A 16851-nucleotide genomic window follows, 5' to 3' on the forward strand; every position below is an offset into this window, starting at 1 on the left:
ATCATGCCATCAGTCTTGAAAGGGTTTGCGCGGTGAAATCCACCATGGGAACGATGCGGGCGTAGTTCAACCGGGTCGGCCCGATCACGCCCACCACGCCGACCACGCGCCCGTCGGCACCGCGATAGGGCGCGGCGATAACGGATGAGCCGGACAAAGCGAACAGCTTGTTTTCCGACCCGATGAATATCTTGGTCGCCGCCGCCTCGGTCGCGCTGTCGAGCAGGCGGGAGATTTCCTCCTTGTCCTCCAGCTCTTCGAGCAGCTGGCGGACGCGGACGAGGTCGGCGGCGGCGGCATCGTCGATCAGGTGCGACTGGCCGCGCACGATCAGCACCGGGCGGCGGTCATTGTCCTGCGACCAGATCGCAAGGCCGCGCTCGACCAGCGCCCGGCTGGCGGCATCGAGCGCCGCCCGCCCCCGCCCGATATCGGCGGCCAGCCGGTGGCGCGCCTCGTCGAGCGTCAGCCCGGCAAGCGCGCTGCTGACAAAGTTTGATGCCTCGATCAGGCTGGTCGCGGTCACGCCCGGCGGCAGATCGACGACGCGGTTTTCAACGCTGCCATCCTGGCCGACCAGCACCGCCAGCGCCTGTTCGGCCGACAGCGGCACAAAGCCGATCTGGCGCAGCCGGGGCGCGCGCTTGGGCACCATCACGATCCCGGCACAGGCCGACAGGTCCGACAGCGCGGCGGTCGCCGCCGCCAGCGCCTGTTCGACCGGTCCCTCCTCGGTCAGCTGCTGTTCGATCATGCGCCGTTCTTCCGCCGACGGCTCGGCCGCCTGCATGATCGCATCGACGAACAGCCTCAGCCCCAGATCGGTCGGCATCCGCCCGGCCGAGACATGCGGCGCGGACAGCAGCCCGGCTTCTTCCAGATCCTGCATGACGTTGCGGATCGAGGCCGGCGACAGGTTGAACCCGCCCAGTTTCGAAATCGTCCGCGAGCCGACCGGCGCGCCGGTGCCGAGATAGCTTTCGACGACGACGCGGAACACGTCGCGCGCACGCTCCGACAGCTCGGCGATCGGCAGATCAGTGACCGGCATATCCATCGCCCCAATGTAGGAATCGCCGGCGGATTCGTCACCCCGAACTTGCACCCGCCCCCCGCCCCGGCCTAGAGGCCGGCTTTCGCCCGACACCATCGTCTTTGTTCAAGGAACCGCCATGCGACCTTCCGGCCGTGCGCCCGATCAGATGCGCGCCATCACCATCGAGCCGCATTTCACCCGTCACGCCGAGGGCTCGTGCCTGATCGGCTTTGGCGACACCCGCGTGCTCGTGACCGCAAGCGTCGAGGAGCGCGTGCCACCGTTCCTGCGCGGCAAGGGCGAAGGCTGGGTGACAGCCGAATATGGGATGCTGCCGCGCGCCACCCACACGCGCGGCGCGCGCGAGGCGGCCAAGGGCAAGCAGTCGGGCCGGACGCAGGAAATCCAGCGGCTGATCGGCCGCAGCCTGCGCGCGGTCACCGACCTGAAGGCGCTGGGCGAGCGGCAGATCACGCTCGACTGCGACGTCATCCAGGCCGATGGCGGCACGCGGACGGCGGCGATCTCTGGCGCCTGGGTGGCGCTGCGCCTCGCGGTCGACCGGCTGGGCCTTGCCGTCGATCCGATCCGCGCCAAGGTCGCCGCGGTCAGCTGCGGCATCTGGCAGGACATGGCGGTGCTCGACCTTGATTATCCCGAGGATTCCTCGGCCGGCGCGGATGCAAACTTCGTGCTGACCGACGATGGCCGGATCGTCGAGGCGCAGGCGACCGCCGAAGGCGCGACCTATGACGAGGAAGGGCTGTTGCGGCTGCTGCGGCTGGCGCGGATGGGCTGTGCCGACATCTTCGCGGCGCAGGACGCGGCGATCGCCCGCGCCCGCACGGCCTGAGGCACGCCATGGCGCAGGCGGCGGCACGCAGGCTGGAACCGGGCCGGCTGGTCATCGCCAGCCACAACCAGGGCAAGGTGCGCGAGATTCGCGCGCTGCTCGAACCCTTTGGCATCGACCCGGTGTCCGCCGCCGATCTCGGCCTGCCCGAACCGGCCGAAACCGGGCAGAGCTTTGCCGACAATGCGCTGATCAAGGCGCATGCGGCCGCCGCAGGCGCGGGCCTGCCGGCGCTCGCCGACGACAGCGGGCTGTGCGTGCCGGCGCTGGGCGGGCGGCCCGGCGTCGCCACCGCCGACTGGGCGGAGCGCCAGCCCTTTGAAGGGCCGCCGGGGCGCGACTGGTATCTGGCGATGGGCAAGGTCGAAGGGCTGCTGGCCGAACTCGGCCCGGATGCCGACCGTTCGGCCTGGTTCGCCTGCACCCTCGCTCTGGCCTGGCCCGATGGCCATGCCGAACTGTTCGAGGGGCGGGTCGATGGCCGGCTGGTCTGGCCGCCGCGCGGAACGCTGGGCTTTGGCTATGATCCGGTGTTCGTCGCGCGCGGTCATGACGTCAGCTTTGCCGAACTCGACCCAGCCGAAAAGCACCGGATCAGCCACCGTGCCGATGCCTTTGCCAAGCTGGTGGCCGCCGTCTTTGGCTGATCCGGCCGGGCAGGACGCGCCGCTCGCGCTCTATATCCACTGGCCGTTCTGCGTCCGCAAATGCCCCTATTGCGACTTCAACAGCCATGTCCGCGCGGCGGTGGACGAGGATCAGTGGCGCGACGCGCTGCTCGCCGATCTGGCGCATGAAGCGGCGCTGACGCCGGGGCGGCGGCTGTCGTCGATCTTTTTCGGCGGCGGCACGCCCTCGCTGATGCCGCCCGCGACCGCCGCCGCGCTGATAGCCGCGGCGCAGGCGCATTGGGGGTTCACGCCCGACATCGAAATCACGCTCGAGGCCAATCCCTCATCGGTCGAGGCGGCGCGCTTTGCCGATCTGGCGCAGGCGGGGGTCAACCGCGTGTCGCTCGGCCTGCAGGCGCTCGACGATCCGGCGCTGGTGTTTCTCGGCCGGGCGCACGGGCTGGACGAGGGGCTGGCCGCGCTCGCCACCGCGCAGCGCGCCTTTGAGCGGGTGAGCATCGACCTGATCTATGCCCGCCCCGGCCAGTCGGCCGGGGACTGGGCGGCGGAGCTGGCCCGCGCGCTCGCCTTCGGCACCGAGCATCTGTCGCTTTACCAGCTGACGATCGAGCCGGGGACGCGCTTTGCCACCCTTGCCGCGCAGGGCAAGCTCGTGCCGCTCGACACCGAGCGTGCTGCCGACCTGTTCGAGCAGACGCGGGCGATGACGGCGGCGGCGGGCCGCCCGGCCTATGAGGTGTCGAACCATGCCCGCCCGGGGGCAGAAAGCCGGCACAACCTGACCTATTGGCGTTATGGCGACTATCTGGGCGTCGGGCCGGGCGCGCATGGCCGGCGGCTGGGCAGGGCCACGCTGCGCCACAAAAAACCGGAAAACTTCCTCGCCGCTACCGCGCGCAACGGCCATGGCATCCAGAGCGAGGATGTGCTGCCCGCCGACATCCGCGCCGCCGAAGCGCTGATGATGGGGCTGCGGCTCGACGAGGGCGTCGATCTGGCGCGCCTCGCGGCGCTCACCGGCCGTGCGCCCGACGCGCTTGTCGACGGGACGGCCGTGCGCCGGCTGGCCGCGCACGGGCTGGTCGCGCAGACCGGCGACCGGTTGCGCGTGCTGCCGGCCGGGATGCTGGTGCTCGACCGGCTGCTGGGGGACATCGTCGCCTGAGTTGCGGGGAGCGTGTTTGCGTGCCTCACGGCAGGTTGTTTGCTGCGCGCCTCTCGGCGCGGGGGCGGAAGTTGTTTGTGGTGCGGCTCACGCCGGGTTTGTCTGTTGCGCGCCTCTCGGCGCGGGGGCGGCACCGGCTCCGGTCCCGAATAATCGTAAAAGCCGCGCTTGGTCTTGCGGCCCAGCCAGCCCGCCTCGACATATTTTACCAGCAGCGGCGCGGGGCGGAATTTGGGGTCGCCGCTGCCTTCGAACAGCACGCGGGTGATCGACAGGCAGGTGTCCAGCCCGATGAAATCGGCGAGCGTCAGCGGGCCCATCGGGTGGTTGAGGCCCAGCTGGCAGGCGGCGTCGATGTCGGCGATGCTCGCCACCCCCTCGCCCAGCGCGAAAAAGGCTTCGTTGAGCATCGGCATCAGCACGCGGTTGACGATGAAGCCGGGCGCGTCCTGCGCATGAACGACGCGCTTGGCGAGCCGCGCGGCAAAGGCCTCGACCGCCGCGACCGTCGCGGGCGCGGTCGCCAGCCCGGAAATCACCTCGATCAGCCCCATCACCGGCACGGGGTTGAAGAAATGCACGCCGATGAAGCGCGCCGGATCGGGCGCCGCCTGCGCCAGCCGGGTGATCGGGATCGACGAGGTGTTGGACGCGAGGATCGCCTCGGGCGCGAGCACCGCGCCCACGCTTTCGAAGATGCGCCGCTTGATCGCCTCATTCTCGGTCGCGGCCTCGATCACCAGCCCGGCCGGGGCGAAGGCGGCATGATCGCCGACGGGGGTGATGCGGGCGAGCACCGCGTCGCGCTCGGCCGCCGCCAGCTTGTCCTTGGCGACCAGCCGGTCGAGCTGGCGGCCGATGCCGGCCTTGCCGGCCTCGGCACGCGCGACATCCACATCGGCGAGCAGCACCTGATAGCCGGCCTGCGCCGACACCTGCGCAATGCCGGCACCCATCTGGCCGGCACCGATCACGCCCACAATGTCCATCTCAATCTCCGTCACGCGACAATGCGGCGGCGATATGCCCCGGCCGCCCGCGCCGGGCAAGCGCGGGTCAGCCGCGCTGCGGCCTGACCCGCAGCGTCAGCAGCGCGGCCAGCAGCATCAGCGCGCCCGACAGCATCAGCACATGGCGCGGATCGCCGCCCAGCAGCGGCCGGTAGATCAGCGGCATGGTCAGGCTCTGGATCATCATCGGCACGACGATGAACATGTTGAAAATGCCCATATAGATGCCGGTGCGTTCCGCCGGGATGGCATTGGCGAGCATCACATAGGGATTGCCCATCATGCTCGCCCAGCCAATGCCGATGCCCAGCATCGGCAGCGCCATCAGCCAGGGATCGGTGAGCGTTGGCAGCACGAGCATCGCCGCGCCCGACGCGGTCAGCGCCAGCGCATGGATGCGGGCCGGGCCGGCGCGGCGGACGAGCGGCACCATCGCCAGCGCGGCGGCAAAGGCGATGAAATTGTAAAATCCGCCCAGCCGGCCGTTGAGCAGCGCCGCCTCGCGAAAGCCCGCGCTCAGCGGATCGGCGGTATCGAACAGGCTGCGCGCCAGCGCATGGACCACGAACTGCCAGTAAGCGAACATCGCATACCATTGGCACAGCATCGGCAGCGCCAGCGCCCGCATCGGGGCGGGCATGTCGCGGATCGCCCGCCCCAGATCGGCCAGCGCCCCGCCCGGCGCGGCGCGCGCGGCATGGAGCGCCGCGGCTTCCGCCGAACTGAGCGGCAGTTCGGGAACGCGCAGCACCGACCACAGCACCGTCGACAGCGACAGCACGCCGCCGACCGCAAAGGCGATCCCGGTCACGGTCGGGATGTTGTTCGCGCCGACCGCATCGGCCCCCACCCCCCACCAGACGAGGATAGATGGCGAGAGATAGGACAGGGTCTGGGCCAGGCCGGTAAAGGCGCTTTGCGTCAGAAAGCCGAGCGGGCGCTGATCGGCGGCCAGCCGGTCGCTGACATAGGCGCGATACGGCTCCATCGTCACATTATTGGCGGCATCGAGCACCCAGAGCAGGCTGGCCGCCGCCCATAGCGCCGGGCTGTGCGGCATCGCGAACAGGCACAGCGAACACAGCAGCGCCCCGATCAGGAAATAGGGCGTGCGCCGCCCGAAGCGCGACACCGTGCGGTCGCTGAGCGCGCCGATCAGCGGCTGGACGATCAGCCCGGTCATCGGCCCGGCGAGCCACAGCAGCGGCAGGCTCGCCTCGTCCGCGCCCAGATAGGCATAGATCGGCCCCATATTGCTCTGTTGCAGCCCGAAGCTGAACTGGAGGCCGAGGAACCCCAGATTCATTTCGGCAATGCGCAGCAGCGACAGGCGCGGCTTGGCAGCGGCGGGCGATTCGCCGGCTGGGCTGGCGGCTGGGCTGCCGGCCGGGCTGGCGGATTCCCCGCGTATCTGGGTGGCGGTCATCTGCCTCTCCTGCTCCCCGGCGGCCGGCGGCCAACGCTGCGCGATGGCCTTGTCACGGTCGCCTGTTGCCGCACCATAACGCACGCGCCGGTGGCGGCAACGAATATTGCAATCGATTGCACAATCGATTGCATCCATTTATACCGCTGCCAACGCCGTGGCAAAAACGGCAAGCAGGGGAGATGCAGGATATGGTGAAGCACCACGCATTGCTGACTGGCGTCATGTTGCCGGCGCTCGCGATCGCCGCCGCGATGCCCGCCCGGGCCATGCCGGCCGCAGAGCCGGCCCAGGCCGACACCACCCAGGCCGATTCCGCCCAAGACAGCGACTCGTCCGCCGCGCCCGCCGACGACATCGTCGTCACCGCCGTGGCGCGCGGCCAGAACCGGCTCGACGCCACGGTGGCAACCAGCGCGCTGTCGGGCGCGGCGCTGATCGACCTCGCACCGCGTTCAGCGGCCGAGGCGTTCCGCCAGATCCCCGGCATCCGCGCCGAAGCCTCGGGCGGCGAAGGCAATGCCAATATCGCCGTGCGCGGCCTGCCGGTCGCCTCGGGCGGGGCCAAATTCCTCCAGCTGCACGAAGACGGTCTGCCCGTCCTTGAGTTTGGCGACATCACCTTCGGCAATGCCGATATCTTCGTGCGGGCCGATTTCAACATCGCCCGGATCGAGGCGGTGCGCGGCGGCTCGGCCTCGACCTTCGCCTCCAACTCGCCGGGCGGGGTGATCAACTTCATCTCCAAGACCGGCGAGCAGCAGGGCGGCGCGATCCAGACGACGCTCGGGCTGGATTATGAGGAATATCGCGTCGATTTCGATTATGGCGCGCCGATCGGCAAGGACTGGAGCTTCCATGTCGGCGGCTTCTATCGCCAGGGCGAAGGGCCGCGCCGGCTCGGCTATGACGGGCTGAAGGGCGGGCAGATCAAGCTCAACGTCACCCGCACGTTCGAGGGCGGCTATATCCGCTTCTACGGCAAATATCTGGACGACCGCGCGGTCGGCTATCTGCCCAATCCGGTGCGCGTGACCGGCACCGATGCCGATCCGGTCTATACCAGCCTGCCCGGCTTCAGCATCAACGGCGACAGCCTGCATTCGCGCGGATTTTTGCAGGCGCTGTCGCTCAACGGCCAGAATGTGCCCGAGCGGTTCGACGTGACCGACGGGATGCGCCCGCTGGTCAAGGCGTTCGGCTTTGAAACCTCGGTCGACGTCGATGACGACTGGACGCTGGTCAACCGGTTCCGCTTCTCCGACGTGTCGGGCGGCTTCACCTCGCCCTTCCCGGCCTCGGTCGGCACTGCCGGCGCGATTGCGACCGAACTGGGCGGCGCGGGCGCGACCGCGCGCTTTGCGACCGGCCCCAATGCCGGGCAGGCGGTGCCGACAGGCACGCTCGTTGCGCGCGTCGTGCTGTTCAACACCCGGCTCAACAGCCTTGATAACATCACCAATGATCTGCGCCTGACCCGCGATCTGTCGATCGGCGGCGGCGAGGGTGCGGTGACCTTCGGCTTCTACAAGTCGCGGCAGGAGATCGCGACCGACTGGCTGTGGACGTCGCACCTGCTGGAAGTGCGCGGCGGCGGCAATGCCGGGCTGATCGACATCCGCACCGCCGGCGGCGCGGCGGTCACCGACAACGGCACCGTCGCCTATGGCGCGAGCTTTTTCGGCGGCTGCTGCCGGCGCGTCTATGATCTGAGCTACGACACCAACGCGCCTTTCGCCTCGCTCAACATGCGGTTCGGCAAGCTGTCGGTCGATGGCGCGCTGCGTTACGATTTCGGCCGCGCGCGCGGCACGACCTTCGGCGCGGATCTGGGCGGCGGGCGCGTCGGCACCCGGCCGGTCGATGTCGACGGCAATGGCAGCATCTCGCCCGCCGAACAGCTGAGCGCGGTCGTCCCGCTCGGCAGCCCGGCCCCGGTCGATTACAATTATGATTACCTGTCCTACTCGCTGGGCCTCAGCTACCGGCTGGCCGACACGCTGGCGCTGTTCGCCAGCTATGCGCGCGGCGGCCGCGCCAATGCCGACCGGCTGCTGTTCAACGACAACAATGTCAGCACCACCACCGGCGCGCTGCGCAACCCGGCGCTGGCGGTGGATTTCGTCCGCCAGCTCGAAGGCGGGGTGAAATATCGCGACGGCGGAACCCAGCTTTACGCCACGCTGTTCCACGCCCGCACCGAGGAACAGAATTTCGAGGCGACGACGCAAAGGCTGTTCGACCGGTCTTACCGCGCCTGGGGGCTGGAAGTGGAAGGCAGCATCCGCCGGGGCGGGTTCACCCTGTCGGCGGGCGCGACCTATACCGATGCCGAAATCACCCGCGACGCGGTCAACCCGGCCACCGCCGGCAACCGCCCGCGCCGCCAGGCCGATTTCATCTATCAGGCGACCGCTCAATATGAGACCGGGCGGTTCGCGCTGGGCGCGAACATGGTCGGCACCACCGACAGCTTCGCGCAGGACGACAACCGGCTGAAGCTGCCGGGCTTCACCCAGGTCAACGCCTTTGCCCGGTTCAGCCCGGCACCGCGCGTCACCCTGTCGTTGAACGCCAACAATCTGTTCGATGTCAATGGCTTCACCGAGGCGGAGGAAGGCGCGATCCCGGCCGACAACATCGTGCGCGCGCGCTCGATCAACGGCCGCACCGTCTCGGCCGCGCTGCGGTTCGACTTCTGATGGCGACGGCCCGGGCGGATAGCGCCCTGCCCGGGCCGGACGGCACGGGCACGGCCATGACCAGCCACTGGACGCGCGCGCATCTGCGGGCGCTGACCGAACCGGCCGCAGCCCCGGTGATCGGCCCGGCGGATGCGCCGCGGCTGCTGGCCGGCGCGGATCTGTGGGACTGGTGGCCGGTGCAGGACCGGCGCGGCGCGATTGCCCCGGTTGCGGGCGGGATGCTGGCGATCTTCCTGTCCGCCCCGATGGGGTCGGACCCGGATGCCCGCCACGGCATTGCCCGGCTGCGGCTGATGCACCGAACGGCGGCGGGCGGCTGGACCGATCTCGGCCTGCTGTTTCCCGACGGCTTTTCGCCGGGCAGCCGCGAATGGTCGGGATCGGCGGTGCTCGCCGATGATGGTGTCACCCTTGCCATGCATTTCACCGCCGCCGGGCAGCGGGGCGAGGCGGCGACCAGCTTTGACCAGCGGCTGTTCGTCACCGAAACCCGGCTCGACGGGCTGCGGCCGGGGGACTGGAGCCTCCCGCGCGAAACCGTCGCGGCCGACGGGGTTCACTACCAGACCGACATGGCCGGGGGCGGCGCGATCGGCACGATCAAGGCGTTTCGCGACCCGGCCTTTTTCCACGATCCCGCAACCGGGCGCGACCATCTGCTGTTCGCCGCCTCGCTCGGCGGGTCGGCAGCGGCGTTCAACGGCGCCATCGGCTGGGCGGTGGCCGAGGGCGCGGGCTGGCGGCTGCTGCCGCCGCTGATCGCCGCCGAAGGGCTGAACAACGAGCTGGAACGCCCGCACATCGTCCACCGTAACGGGCTTTATTATCTGTTCTGGTCGACCCAGGCCAAGGTGTTCGACCCTGCCGGCCCCGCCGGGCCGACCGGGCTGTACGGGATGGTGGCAGAGCGGATCGGCGGCCCCTATCGCCCGCTCAACGGATCGGGTCTGGTGTTTGCGAACCCGCCGGCCGCGCCGCATCAGGCCTATAGCTGGTGGGTGACCGCCGATCTGCAGGTGCTGAGTTTTGCCGACATGATCGGCCTGCCGCGCGCGCCGGCGAGCGTGGCCGAGGCGCGGGCCTGTTTCGGCGGCACGGTTGCGCCGACGCTGCACCTGATGCTGGCCGGCGACCGGGCATGGCTGGCATGACGGGCGCGCCGCTCACTGCCGGGATCGAGCTGGGCGGCACCAAAGCCATCGCCGTGCTGGCTGAGGGCAACCGGATTCTCGACCGCGTCCGCGTTCCGACCGAAGCCCCGGAGACGACGCTGGGCGCGATGATCGCCGCGCTGGCTGGGTGGCAGGCGGCGGGCGCGGCGATATCGGGGCTGGGCATTGCCAGTTTCGGGCCGCTCTGCCTCGATCCGGCCTTGCCCGATTTCGGCCGGCTGACGACCACGCCCAAAGCCGGCTGGGCGGGGGTCGACCTGATCGCGCCGTTTCGCCGTTTCGGCCTGCCGATCGCGCTCGACACCGACGTCAATGGCGCGGCGCTGGCCGAGGGACGCTGGGGCGCGGCGCAGGGCCTGTCGGTCCATGCCTATCTGACCATCGGCACCGGCCTTGGCGGCGGCGCGGTGGTGAATGGCCGGCCGCTTCACGGCCTGATGCACCCGGAAATGGGCCATGTCCGCCCGGCAATTGCGCCGGATACGGGCTTTGCCGGCATCTGCCCCTATCATGGTGCCTGTCTGGAAGGGCTGGTGTCCGGCCCGGCCATCGCCGCGCGCACCGGGCGGCCGGCGGACGAAATCGGGGACGATGATCCGATCTGGCCGGTAGTCGCCACCGAACTGGCGACGCTGATCGCCAACATGCTGCTGATCCTGTCGCCGCAGCGCATCCTGATCGGCGGCGGCGTCGGCGGGCGGGCGGTGCTGCTGCCGCATCTGCGCGCGGCGACGGCGCAGATGCTGGGCGGCTATCTGGCCCCGGTCACACCCGACAGGCTGAACCGGCTGATCACGGCCCCCGCGCTAGGGGCCGATGCGGGGCCGCTGGGCGCGGTCGCACTCGGCGAAATCGCAGCGGCCGGGCCTGCTTCCCCCACCCCCTCAGCCTGATCCGCGCAGCACCAGTTCGGGAGCCATGGTGACCGAGCGCGCGTCGCGCCCCTCGATCCGCGCGAACAACAGCTCGACCAGCAGCTCCGCCCCGCGCGCGACATGCTGGCGCACCGTCGACAAGGGCGGACTGGTGTAGCGGGCGAGCGGAATGTCGTCGAACCCGATCACCGCGACCTGATCGGGCACGGCGATGCCGCGCGCGCCGAGCACGCTCATCGCGCTCATCGCGATCATGTCGGATGCAGCGACGATGCCGTCGGGCGGCGGTCCGCCGTCGAGATATTGAGCGATCTCGCCCGCCGATGCATCGCTGGTCAGATGGACGGGCACCACCCGCCCCTCGCCACCGCCCTCGGCCAGCGCGGCGCAAAACCCCTGATAGCGGGCGGCGAATTCGGGCACTGCCGGATTGCCAAAAAAGGCCAGCCGCCGCCGGCCCGCCGCCAGCAGATGCGCGGCCGCCATCCGGCCGCCGGCGACATTGTCGGTGCCGACGGTCAGCTGCGCATAGCCGGGCACCGCCGCCCCCCAGACGACCAGCGGGCGAAAGCGCGCCGCGACACGCTCGATCACGTCGATCTGGTCCGACTGGCCGATCAGGATCACGCCGTCGACGCGCCCCGAATCGACAATGGCATCCAGCCAGTCATCGGCTTCGGGGATCACGCGCGACAACAGCAGGTCGCGCCCGCGCGCCGTCAGCGCATCGGCGAGCGGGCCGAGCAGGCTCATGAAAAACGGGTCGGACAGATGCTGGCCGGTTTCATGGCCCAGCGGCAGCACGACGCCGATCGCGCCGGTGCGCCCCAGCCGCAGATTGCGCGCAGCCTGATTGATGCGAAAGCCATGCTCGCGCGCCAGCGCGCCGATCCTCTCGCGCGTTTCGGCGCGGATGGCCGGATTGCCCGCCAGCGCCCGCGACACGGTGGAAACGGAAACGCCGGCCAGTCTGGCCAGCTCGGCAAGCGAACCGATCGGAGCCTTCATGCCGGTTCCATGCCATGGCCGGCCGCCCCCCGCCAGCCCGGCGGTGCGCATGTCGCGCGCGCATTTAGCGCGCCGAGCCGGATCATCCGGCGGCGCGGAAACTGCGTCAAACGAACATCTTGGCCGATCCGGGACGCGCGGATCGGCAGCCGGGTTATGGCGCGGTGCCGGGCGGGCGCGATTCGGCGAGGATCAGCGCGAACTGGTCATCGGCATCGGTCCATTCTTTGACCGGGCTCCATCCCCCGGCGCGCAGCAGCAGCCGCGCCTCGCGCGGGCCATATTTATGGCTGTTTTCGGTATGGATCGTCTCGCCGGCCGCGATCGCGAACGCCTCGCCCGCGATGGTGAAGCTCAGGTCGCGCACCGCCTCCAGATGCATTTCGATGCGCGCCTCGTCATCGTTCCAGCGCGCGCGATGGGCAAAGCCGTCGACCGGAATGTCGCCATCAAGCTCGCGGTTGATGCGGTGGAGCAGGTTGAGATTGAACCGCGCGGTCACCCCGGCGGCATCGTCATAGGCGGCGATCAGCGTGCCGACATCCTTCACCCGGTCGATGCCGATCAGCAGCATCGCGCCCTCGCCCAGCGTTTCCGCCATCGCGCGCAGCAGGTTGACCGCGGTGCGCGGCACCATATTGCCGATCGTCGATCCGGGAAAAAAGCCGAGCTTGGGCAGCGCCGCAATCGCGGGCGGCGGTTCGATCGGCAGCATGAAATCGGCCTCAACCGGCAGGATCGACAGGCGTGGAAAGCCCGATGCCAGCGCCGCGGCCGATTCGCGCAGAAACTCCCCGGAAATGTCGATGGGCACATAGGCCGCCGGGCGCACCGCGCCCAGAATGTGCGGCGTCTTGACCGACGAGCCCGATCCGAACTCCACCACCGCGCGCCCCGGCCCGACCGCGCGGGCAATGTCGGGCGCGGCACTGGCGAGCAAGGCGGTCTCGACCCGGGTCGGATAATATTCGGGCAGCGCGGTGATCTTTTCGAACAGCAGCGAGCCCTGATGGTCGTAGAACCAGCGCGCCGGGATCGCGCGCGGCCGCATGCGGAACCCGGCCAGCACATCGGCGCGGAAGGCGGGATCGGCCGCCATCGCCCGCCCGCCCGGATGCACGCCGGTCAGCTGCATGGATCGCGAGCGAGGCGCAGGCCGGTGAACTGCCAGCGCTGATGCGGATAGAAGAAGTTGCGATAGCTGGCGCGGACATGCCCGCGCGGCGTGGCGCAGCTGCCGCCGCGCAGCACGAACTGCCCGCTCATGAACTTGCCATTATATTCGCCGACCGCGCCGGGGGCGGTGCGGAAGCCGGGATAGGGGCGATAGGCGCTGCCCGTCCATTCCCAGACGCCGCCGAACGGGCCGTGATCGCCGGACAGCGGGCGCACCGCGCCGGGGGCGTCGAGCAGATTGCCTGCCATGGGGTCCGCGCCGGCAAAAGCGGCTTCCCATTCAAACTCGGTCGGCAGCCGCGCCCCGGCCCAGGCGGCAAAGGCATCGGCTTCGAACAGGCTGATATGCGTGACCGGGGCGGCAGGGTCGACCGGGTGCAGCCCATCCAGCCCGAAGCTCAGCCAGCCGCCCTCGCCGTCGCGCTGCCAGTAAAGCGGTGCCTCGATCTGCGCGCGCTGGATAAAGGCCCAGCCATCGGCCAGCCACCAGCGAGGCGTCTGATAGCCCTTGTCGGCGATGAACGCCGCCCATTCGCCGGCGGTAACCGGCCGGTCGGCCAGCCGGTGCGGCGCGAGCAACACGCGGTGGCGCGGCCCTTCATTGTCGAAGGCAAAGCCCGGCCCGGCATGGCCGATCTCGACCACCCCTTCGGCCCCGTCGCGCCAGCCCATGGCCGGGGGCGGCGACGCCGGCATGCGGCGCTGCGGCCAGAGCGCCGGATGCAGCGGATTCTGCGCGAACAGGTGCAGCAGATCGGTCAGCAGCAGCTCCTGATGTTGCTGTTCATGGGCAAGGCCCAGCTCAACGAGCGCGTGCCGGTCGGGTTCCGGACTGGCCAATATCCCGTCCATCGCCGCATCGACATGGGCGCGATAGGCGCGGATCTGGTCAAGCGACGGGCGCGTCAGCAGGCCGCGCTGCGGCCGGGGGTGGCGCGGGCCTTCGGCCTCGTAATAGCTGTTGAACATATAGGCGAAGGCGGGATCGAACGGCCGATATCCGGGCAGATCGCGCAGGATGAAGGTTTCGAAGAACCAGCTGGTGTGCGCCAGATGCCATTTGGCGGGCGAGGCATCGTCCATCGACTGGACGGTCGCATCGGCGTCGCTCAGCCCGGCGACGAGCGCGAGGCTGAGCGCGCGGACCTGCGCAAACCGGGCAGCGAGATCCGACGCGGGCGGATCGGACCGGAAAGGGCGGGCGGCACTCATCTTACGGCTATCATAGCCGGTGCGCGCGACACTGTCGTGACCGGATCGGCGCAGCGCCGCAGCACCGCCGCGCCTTCGCCGTTCAGCGGGTCGCGCCCGGTTTCCACAGCACGTCGCCGCCATTGCGGCTGGCAACCAGCCGCGCCGCGACGAACAGATGGTCCGACAGGCGGTTGAGATAGGCGAGCGCCTCGGGGTTGAGCGGCACCTGCCCCGCCGCCACCACGGCGGTGCGCTCGGCACGGCGGACGATGGCGCGCGCCAGATGCAGCGCGGCAACGCCGGGCGTGCCGCCGGGCAGGATGAACGAGGTGAGCGGCGCGAGATCGGCGTTCATCGCGTCAATCTCCGCCTCCAGCCGCGCGACCTGTGCCGGCACGATGCGCAGCACCATCTCGGACGGGGCAAAGCTTTCGCCCGGAGTCGCAAAATCGGCCCCCAGATCGAACAGATCATTCTGGATGCGCTTCAGATCGGCAACCACCGGATCGTCGCCCAGCGCGGCGATGGCGACGCCAAGCGCGCTGTTGGCTTCATCGACATCGCCGATCAGCGCCAGCCGGGCGGCGCTTTTGGGCACGCGCGAGCCATCGACCAGCCCGGTCGTGCCATCGTCGCCGGTGCGCGTGTAGATGCGGTTGAGCTTGACCATTGCGGGGGAAGGATCAGATCAGCGCGACAGCAGCAGCAGCAGCGCGGCGATGATGATCGCCACGCCCTGAAACACGATGCGCCCCATCATCGCCTTGTTCTGGCGCAGGGCCGACTGGCTCGGCCCGGATCCTTGCGCTTTCAGATCGGCTTCGGTGGTTTTGAGGAACGCCACGACGCCCCGGATCAGCATGAACAGGGTCGCGAGCATCGCGACGATGAGAAGCAGGGCAAGGATCGTCGTCATCGCCGCTATCTAGGCATCGTCGCGGCGGAATCCAAGCGGCGCACCGCCATTTCTGATCGCCCCGGTGATGATCTCCGGGTCCGCCCCCGCCATCCGCAGATCGGCAAGCGTCGGCGCGCCGTGGCGCTTGGCCAGCCGCCGGCCGTCCGCATCGAGGATCAGGCCGTGATGGTGATAAACCGGCACCGGCAGGTCGAGCAGCGCCTGCAACAGCCGGTGGACATGGGTGGCGTGGAACAGATCGGCCCCGCGCACGACCAGCGTGACGCCCTGATCGGCATCGTCGGTGACGACCGCCAGATGATAGCTGGTCGGCACATCCTTGCGCGCAAGCACGACATCGCCGAGCAGATCGGGCCGCGCCGCCACCTGCCCGGCACGCTCGTCGGTCCAGAACAGCGGGCCGGCAAGTGCCGCCGCACGGGCGACGTCCAGCCGCCAGGCATGCGGCCGCGACAGATCGGGTTTGCCCTGCCCCGCGGCCGGGCGGCAGATGCCGGGATAAAGCGGCCCGTCCGGGCCATGGGGGGCGGACTGGCTGGCCGCGATTTCGCGCGCGATATCGGCCCGGGTGCAGAAACAGGGATAGACCAGCCCCAGCGCGCGCAGCCGGTCGAGTGCCGCGCCGTAGAGCGCCAGCCGCGCCGACTGGCGCACCACCGGGCCGTCCCAGCTTAGCCCCAGCCAGGCCAGATCGGCGAGAATCGCCTCGACAAAACTTTCGCGCGCGCGGCCGCCATCGATGTCCTCGATGCGCACGATGAACCGGCCGCCCGCCGCCCGCGCCCGGTCATGCGCGATCACCGCCGACAGCGCATGGCCGGGATGCAGCAGGCCGGTCGGGCTGGGGGCGAAGCGTGTGATCAAGTCTGTGGATAACATGGTGGATCGGCTTGACCCTTTTGCCCGGCAAATGTCATCCCTGCGGCATCTTGGCCGGGCATTGCCACGGTCGGAACGAGGGAGAGGCGCGCTTGTACCATCCCGATCTCATACGCCACCCGGACAGTTGCCCGGCGCTGGTTCTGAACGCCGATTACACGCCGCTCAGCTATTACCCGCTCAGCCTGTGGCCATGGCAGTCGGCGGTCAAGGCGGTGTTTCTCGACCGGGTCGACATCATCGAGACCTATGAGAAGCAGGTGCGAAGTCCGACCAGCGCGATGCGGCTCCCCTCGGTCATCGCGCTCAAGCAATATGTCAGACCCTCGCAACACCCCGCCTTCACCCGTTTCAACCTGTTCCTGCGCGACCGGTTCGTCTGCCAATATTGCGGCGCGGCGCGCGACCTGACCTTCGATCACGTCATCCCGCGCGCCTATGGCGGGCGCACCACCTGGGAAAATGTCACCACCGCCTGCGCGCCCTGCAACCTGAAAAAGGGCGGGCGGACGCCGCGCGAAGCCGGCATGGGCCTGCACGAACAGCCCTATCGGCCGACCAGCTGGCAGCTGCAGGACCATGGCCGCGCCTTTCCCCCGAATTATCTGCACGAAAGCTGGCGCGACTGGCTCTATTGGGACGTCGAGCTTCAGGCCTAGTTTTTTGCGCGGTTTTGTTCGCGCGCCTCGCGGCGCGGGGGCGGCGTTGTTTGTGCCGCGCCTCTCGGCGCGGGGGCGGCACCGGCCCGCACCCCCACCCGGCCTCCCAACGGCAGGATACACTGTGGGAGGCCGGGTGGGG

At 69.5% G+C, this 16851-nt stretch carries 15 protein-coding genes and 1 pseudogene; 7 read left to right on the plus strand and 9 right to left on the minus strand.

All coding sequences use genetic code 11. The features are described from left to right. Position 1: 1 nt before the first annotated feature. A complete protein-coding gene (gene hrcA / locus OPU66_RS11805) occupies positions 2-1051 on the minus strand; it encodes a heat-inducible transcriptional repressor HrcA (RefSeq protein ID WP_498553848.1) in 1050 nt (349 codons plus the stop codon). 121 nt (positions 1052-1172) lie between these two features. Between hrcA and rph the strand changes: the two genes are divergently transcribed. The 3 genes from rph to hemW are packed head-to-tail and all read left to right on the plus strand — an operon-like array spanning position 1173 to position 3686. After that, positions 1173-1889 (plus strand): ribonuclease PH, encoded by a 717-nt coding sequence (gene rph / locus OPU66_RS11810; protein ID WP_498553849.1) that lies wholly within the window; start codon positions 1173-1175, stop codon positions 1887-1889. Positions 1890-1897: 8 nt separating this feature from the next. Then, positions 1898-2536, plus strand: coding sequence for an RdgB/HAM1 family non-canonical purine NTP pyrophosphatase (gene rdgB / locus OPU66_RS11815; RefSeq protein ID WP_498553850.1), 639 nt, complete (start codon positions 1898-1900; stop codon positions 2534-2536). Beyond that, positions 2499-3686, plus strand: a complete 1188-nt coding sequence (gene hemW / locus OPU66_RS11820) for a radical SAM family heme chaperone HemW (protein WP_498553861.1) — start codon at positions 2499-2501, stop codon at positions 3684-3686. The genes rdgB and hemW overlap by 38 nt, the downstream gene beginning before the upstream one ends. 128 nt (positions 3687-3814) lie before the next feature. Here the strand turns inward: hemW and OPU66_RS11825 are convergent. Both OPU66_RS11825 and OPU66_RS11830 read right to left on the minus strand, forming a co-directional pair. Continuing rightward, positions 3815-4675, minus strand: a pseudogene (locus OPU66_RS11825) (3-hydroxyacyl-CoA dehydrogenase NAD-binding domain-containing protein); the annotation flags it as partial. Positions 4676-4742: 67 nt separating this feature from the next. After that, complete coding sequence (locus OPU66_RS11830; RefSeq protein ID WP_498553862.1) at positions 4743-6002, minus strand: MFS transporter; 1260 nt, start codon at positions 6000-6002, stop codon at positions 4743-4745. 311 nt (positions 6003-6313) lie between these two features. Here OPU66_RS11830 and OPU66_RS11835 point away from each other — a divergent pair, with 311 nt between their 5' ends. The 3 genes from OPU66_RS11835 to OPU66_RS11845 are packed head-to-tail and all read left to right on the plus strand — an operon-like array spanning position 6314 to position 10892. Continuing rightward, the gene (locus OPU66_RS11835) at positions 6314-8824 is read left to right on the plus strand and encodes a TonB-dependent receptor domain-containing protein (protein ID WP_498553863.1); all 2511 of its coding nucleotides are present in this window, start codon (positions 6314-6316) and stop codon (positions 8822-8824) included. A gap of 56 nt (positions 8825-8880) precedes the next feature. Further along, positions 8881-9978: a glycoside hydrolase family 68 protein gene (locus tag OPU66_RS11840; RefSeq protein ID WP_498553851.1), complete on the plus strand. Its 1098-nt coding sequence runs from the start codon at positions 8881-8883 to the stop codon at positions 9976-9978. After that, positions 9966-10892: an ROK family protein gene (locus OPU66_RS11845; RefSeq protein WP_498553852.1), complete on the plus strand. Its 927-nt coding sequence runs from the start codon at positions 9966-9968 to the stop codon at positions 10890-10892. The genes OPU66_RS11840 and OPU66_RS11845 overlap by 13 nt, the downstream gene beginning before the upstream one ends. Here OPU66_RS11845 and OPU66_RS11850 read toward each other — a convergent pair. The 6 genes from OPU66_RS11850 to gluQRS form a co-directional block, all read right to left on the minus strand. Next, a complete protein-coding gene (locus OPU66_RS11850) occupies positions 10884-11882 on the minus strand; it encodes a LacI family DNA-binding transcriptional regulator (RefSeq protein ID WP_498553853.1) in 999 nt (332 codons plus the stop codon). The two genes, OPU66_RS11845 and OPU66_RS11850, sit on opposite strands and share 9 nt — an antisense overlap. A gap of 154 nt (positions 11883-12036) precedes the next feature. Further along, positions 12037-13017: an L-histidine N(alpha)-methyltransferase gene (gene egtD, locus OPU66_RS11855; protein WP_498553854.1), complete on the minus strand. Its 981-nt coding sequence runs from the start codon at positions 13015-13017 to the stop codon at positions 12037-12039. After that, a complete protein-coding gene (gene egtB, locus OPU66_RS11860) occupies positions 13008-14270 on the minus strand; it encodes an ergothioneine biosynthesis protein EgtB (protein WP_498553855.1) in 1263 nt (420 codons plus the stop codon). The genes egtD and egtB overlap by 10 nt, the downstream gene beginning before the upstream one ends. Before the next feature lie 82 nt (positions 14271-14352). After that, entirely contained in the window at positions 14353-14922 is a 570-nt protein-coding gene (locus tag OPU66_RS11865; RefSeq protein ID WP_498553856.1) for a cob(I)yrinic acid a,c-diamide adenosyltransferase, read from the minus strand. A gap of 18 nt (positions 14923-14940) precedes the next feature. Further along, entirely contained in the window at positions 14941-15168 is a 228-nt protein-coding gene (locus tag OPU66_RS11870) for a hypothetical protein (RefSeq protein WP_498553857.1), read from the minus strand. 9 nt (positions 15169-15177) lie between these two features. After that, positions 15178-16050, minus strand: a complete 873-nt coding sequence (gene gluQRS, locus OPU66_RS11875; protein ID WP_498553858.1) for a tRNA glutamyl-Q(34) synthetase GluQRS — start codon at positions 16048-16050, stop codon at positions 15178-15180. 92 nt (positions 16051-16142) lie between these two features. Here gluQRS and OPU66_RS11880 point away from each other — a divergent pair, with 92 nt between their 5' ends. Further along, on the plus strand, positions 16143-16709 hold the full coding sequence (locus OPU66_RS11880; protein WP_160591034.1) for an HNH endonuclease: 567 nt from the start codon (positions 16143-16145) through the stop codon (positions 16707-16709). The last annotated feature ends 142 nt before the right edge of the window (positions 16710-16851 follow it).

It is taken from the genome of Sphingomonas sp. URJC2 (genome assembly GCF_059803575.1).

Excerpts from the sequence above, each read along its gene's own strand:
- hrcA (WP_498553848.1), bottom strand. The coding sequence starts at position 1,051 with ATGCCGGTCACTGATCTGCCGATCGCCGAGCTGTCGGAGCGTGCGCGC.
- rph (WP_498553849.1), top strand. The coding sequence starts at position 1,173 with ATGCGACCTTCCGGCCGTGCGCCCGATCAGATGCGCGCCATCACCATC.
- rdgB (WP_498553850.1), top strand. The coding sequence starts at position 1,898 with ATGGCGCAGGCGGCGGCACGCAGGCTGGAACCGGGCCGGCTGGTCATC.
- hemW (WP_498553861.1), top strand. The coding sequence starts at position 2,499 with ATGCCTTTGCCAAGCTGGTGGCCGCCGTCTTTGGCTGATCCGGCCGGG.
- OPU66_RS11830 (WP_498553862.1), bottom strand. The coding sequence starts at position 6,002 with ATGAATCTGGGGTTCCTCGGCCTCCAGTTCAGCTTCGGGCTGCAACAG.
- OPU66_RS11835 (WP_498553863.1), top strand. The coding sequence starts at position 6,314 with ATGGTGAAGCACCACGCATTGCTGACTGGCGTCATGTTGCCGGCGCTC.
- OPU66_RS11840 (WP_498553851.1), top strand. The coding sequence starts at position 8,881 with ATGACCAGCCACTGGACGCGCGCGCATCTGCGGGCGCTGACCGAACCG.
- OPU66_RS11845 (WP_498553852.1), top strand. The coding sequence starts at position 9,966 with ATGGCTGGCATGACGGGCGCGCCGCTCACTGCCGGGATCGAGCTGGGC.
- OPU66_RS11850 (WP_498553853.1), bottom strand. The coding sequence starts at position 11,882 with ATGAAGGCTCCGATCGGTTCGCTTGCCGAGCTGGCCAGACTGGCCGGC.
- egtD (WP_498553854.1), bottom strand. The coding sequence starts at position 13,017 with ATGCAGCTGACCGGCGTGCATCCGGGCGGGCGGGCGATGGCGGCCGAT.
- egtB (WP_498553855.1), bottom strand. The coding sequence starts at position 14,270 with ATGAGTGCCGCCCGCCCTTTCCGGTCCGATCCGCCCGCGTCGGATCTC.
- OPU66_RS11865 (WP_498553856.1), bottom strand. The coding sequence starts at position 14,922 with ATGGTCAAGCTCAACCGCATCTACACGCGCACCGGCGACGATGGCACG.
- OPU66_RS11870 (WP_498553857.1), bottom strand. The coding sequence starts at position 15,168 with ATGACGACGATCCTTGCCCTGCTTCTCATCGTCGCGATGCTCGCGACC.
- gluQRS (WP_498553858.1), bottom strand. The coding sequence starts at position 16,050 with ATGTTATCCACAGACTTGATCACACGCTTCGCCCCCAGCCCGACCGGC.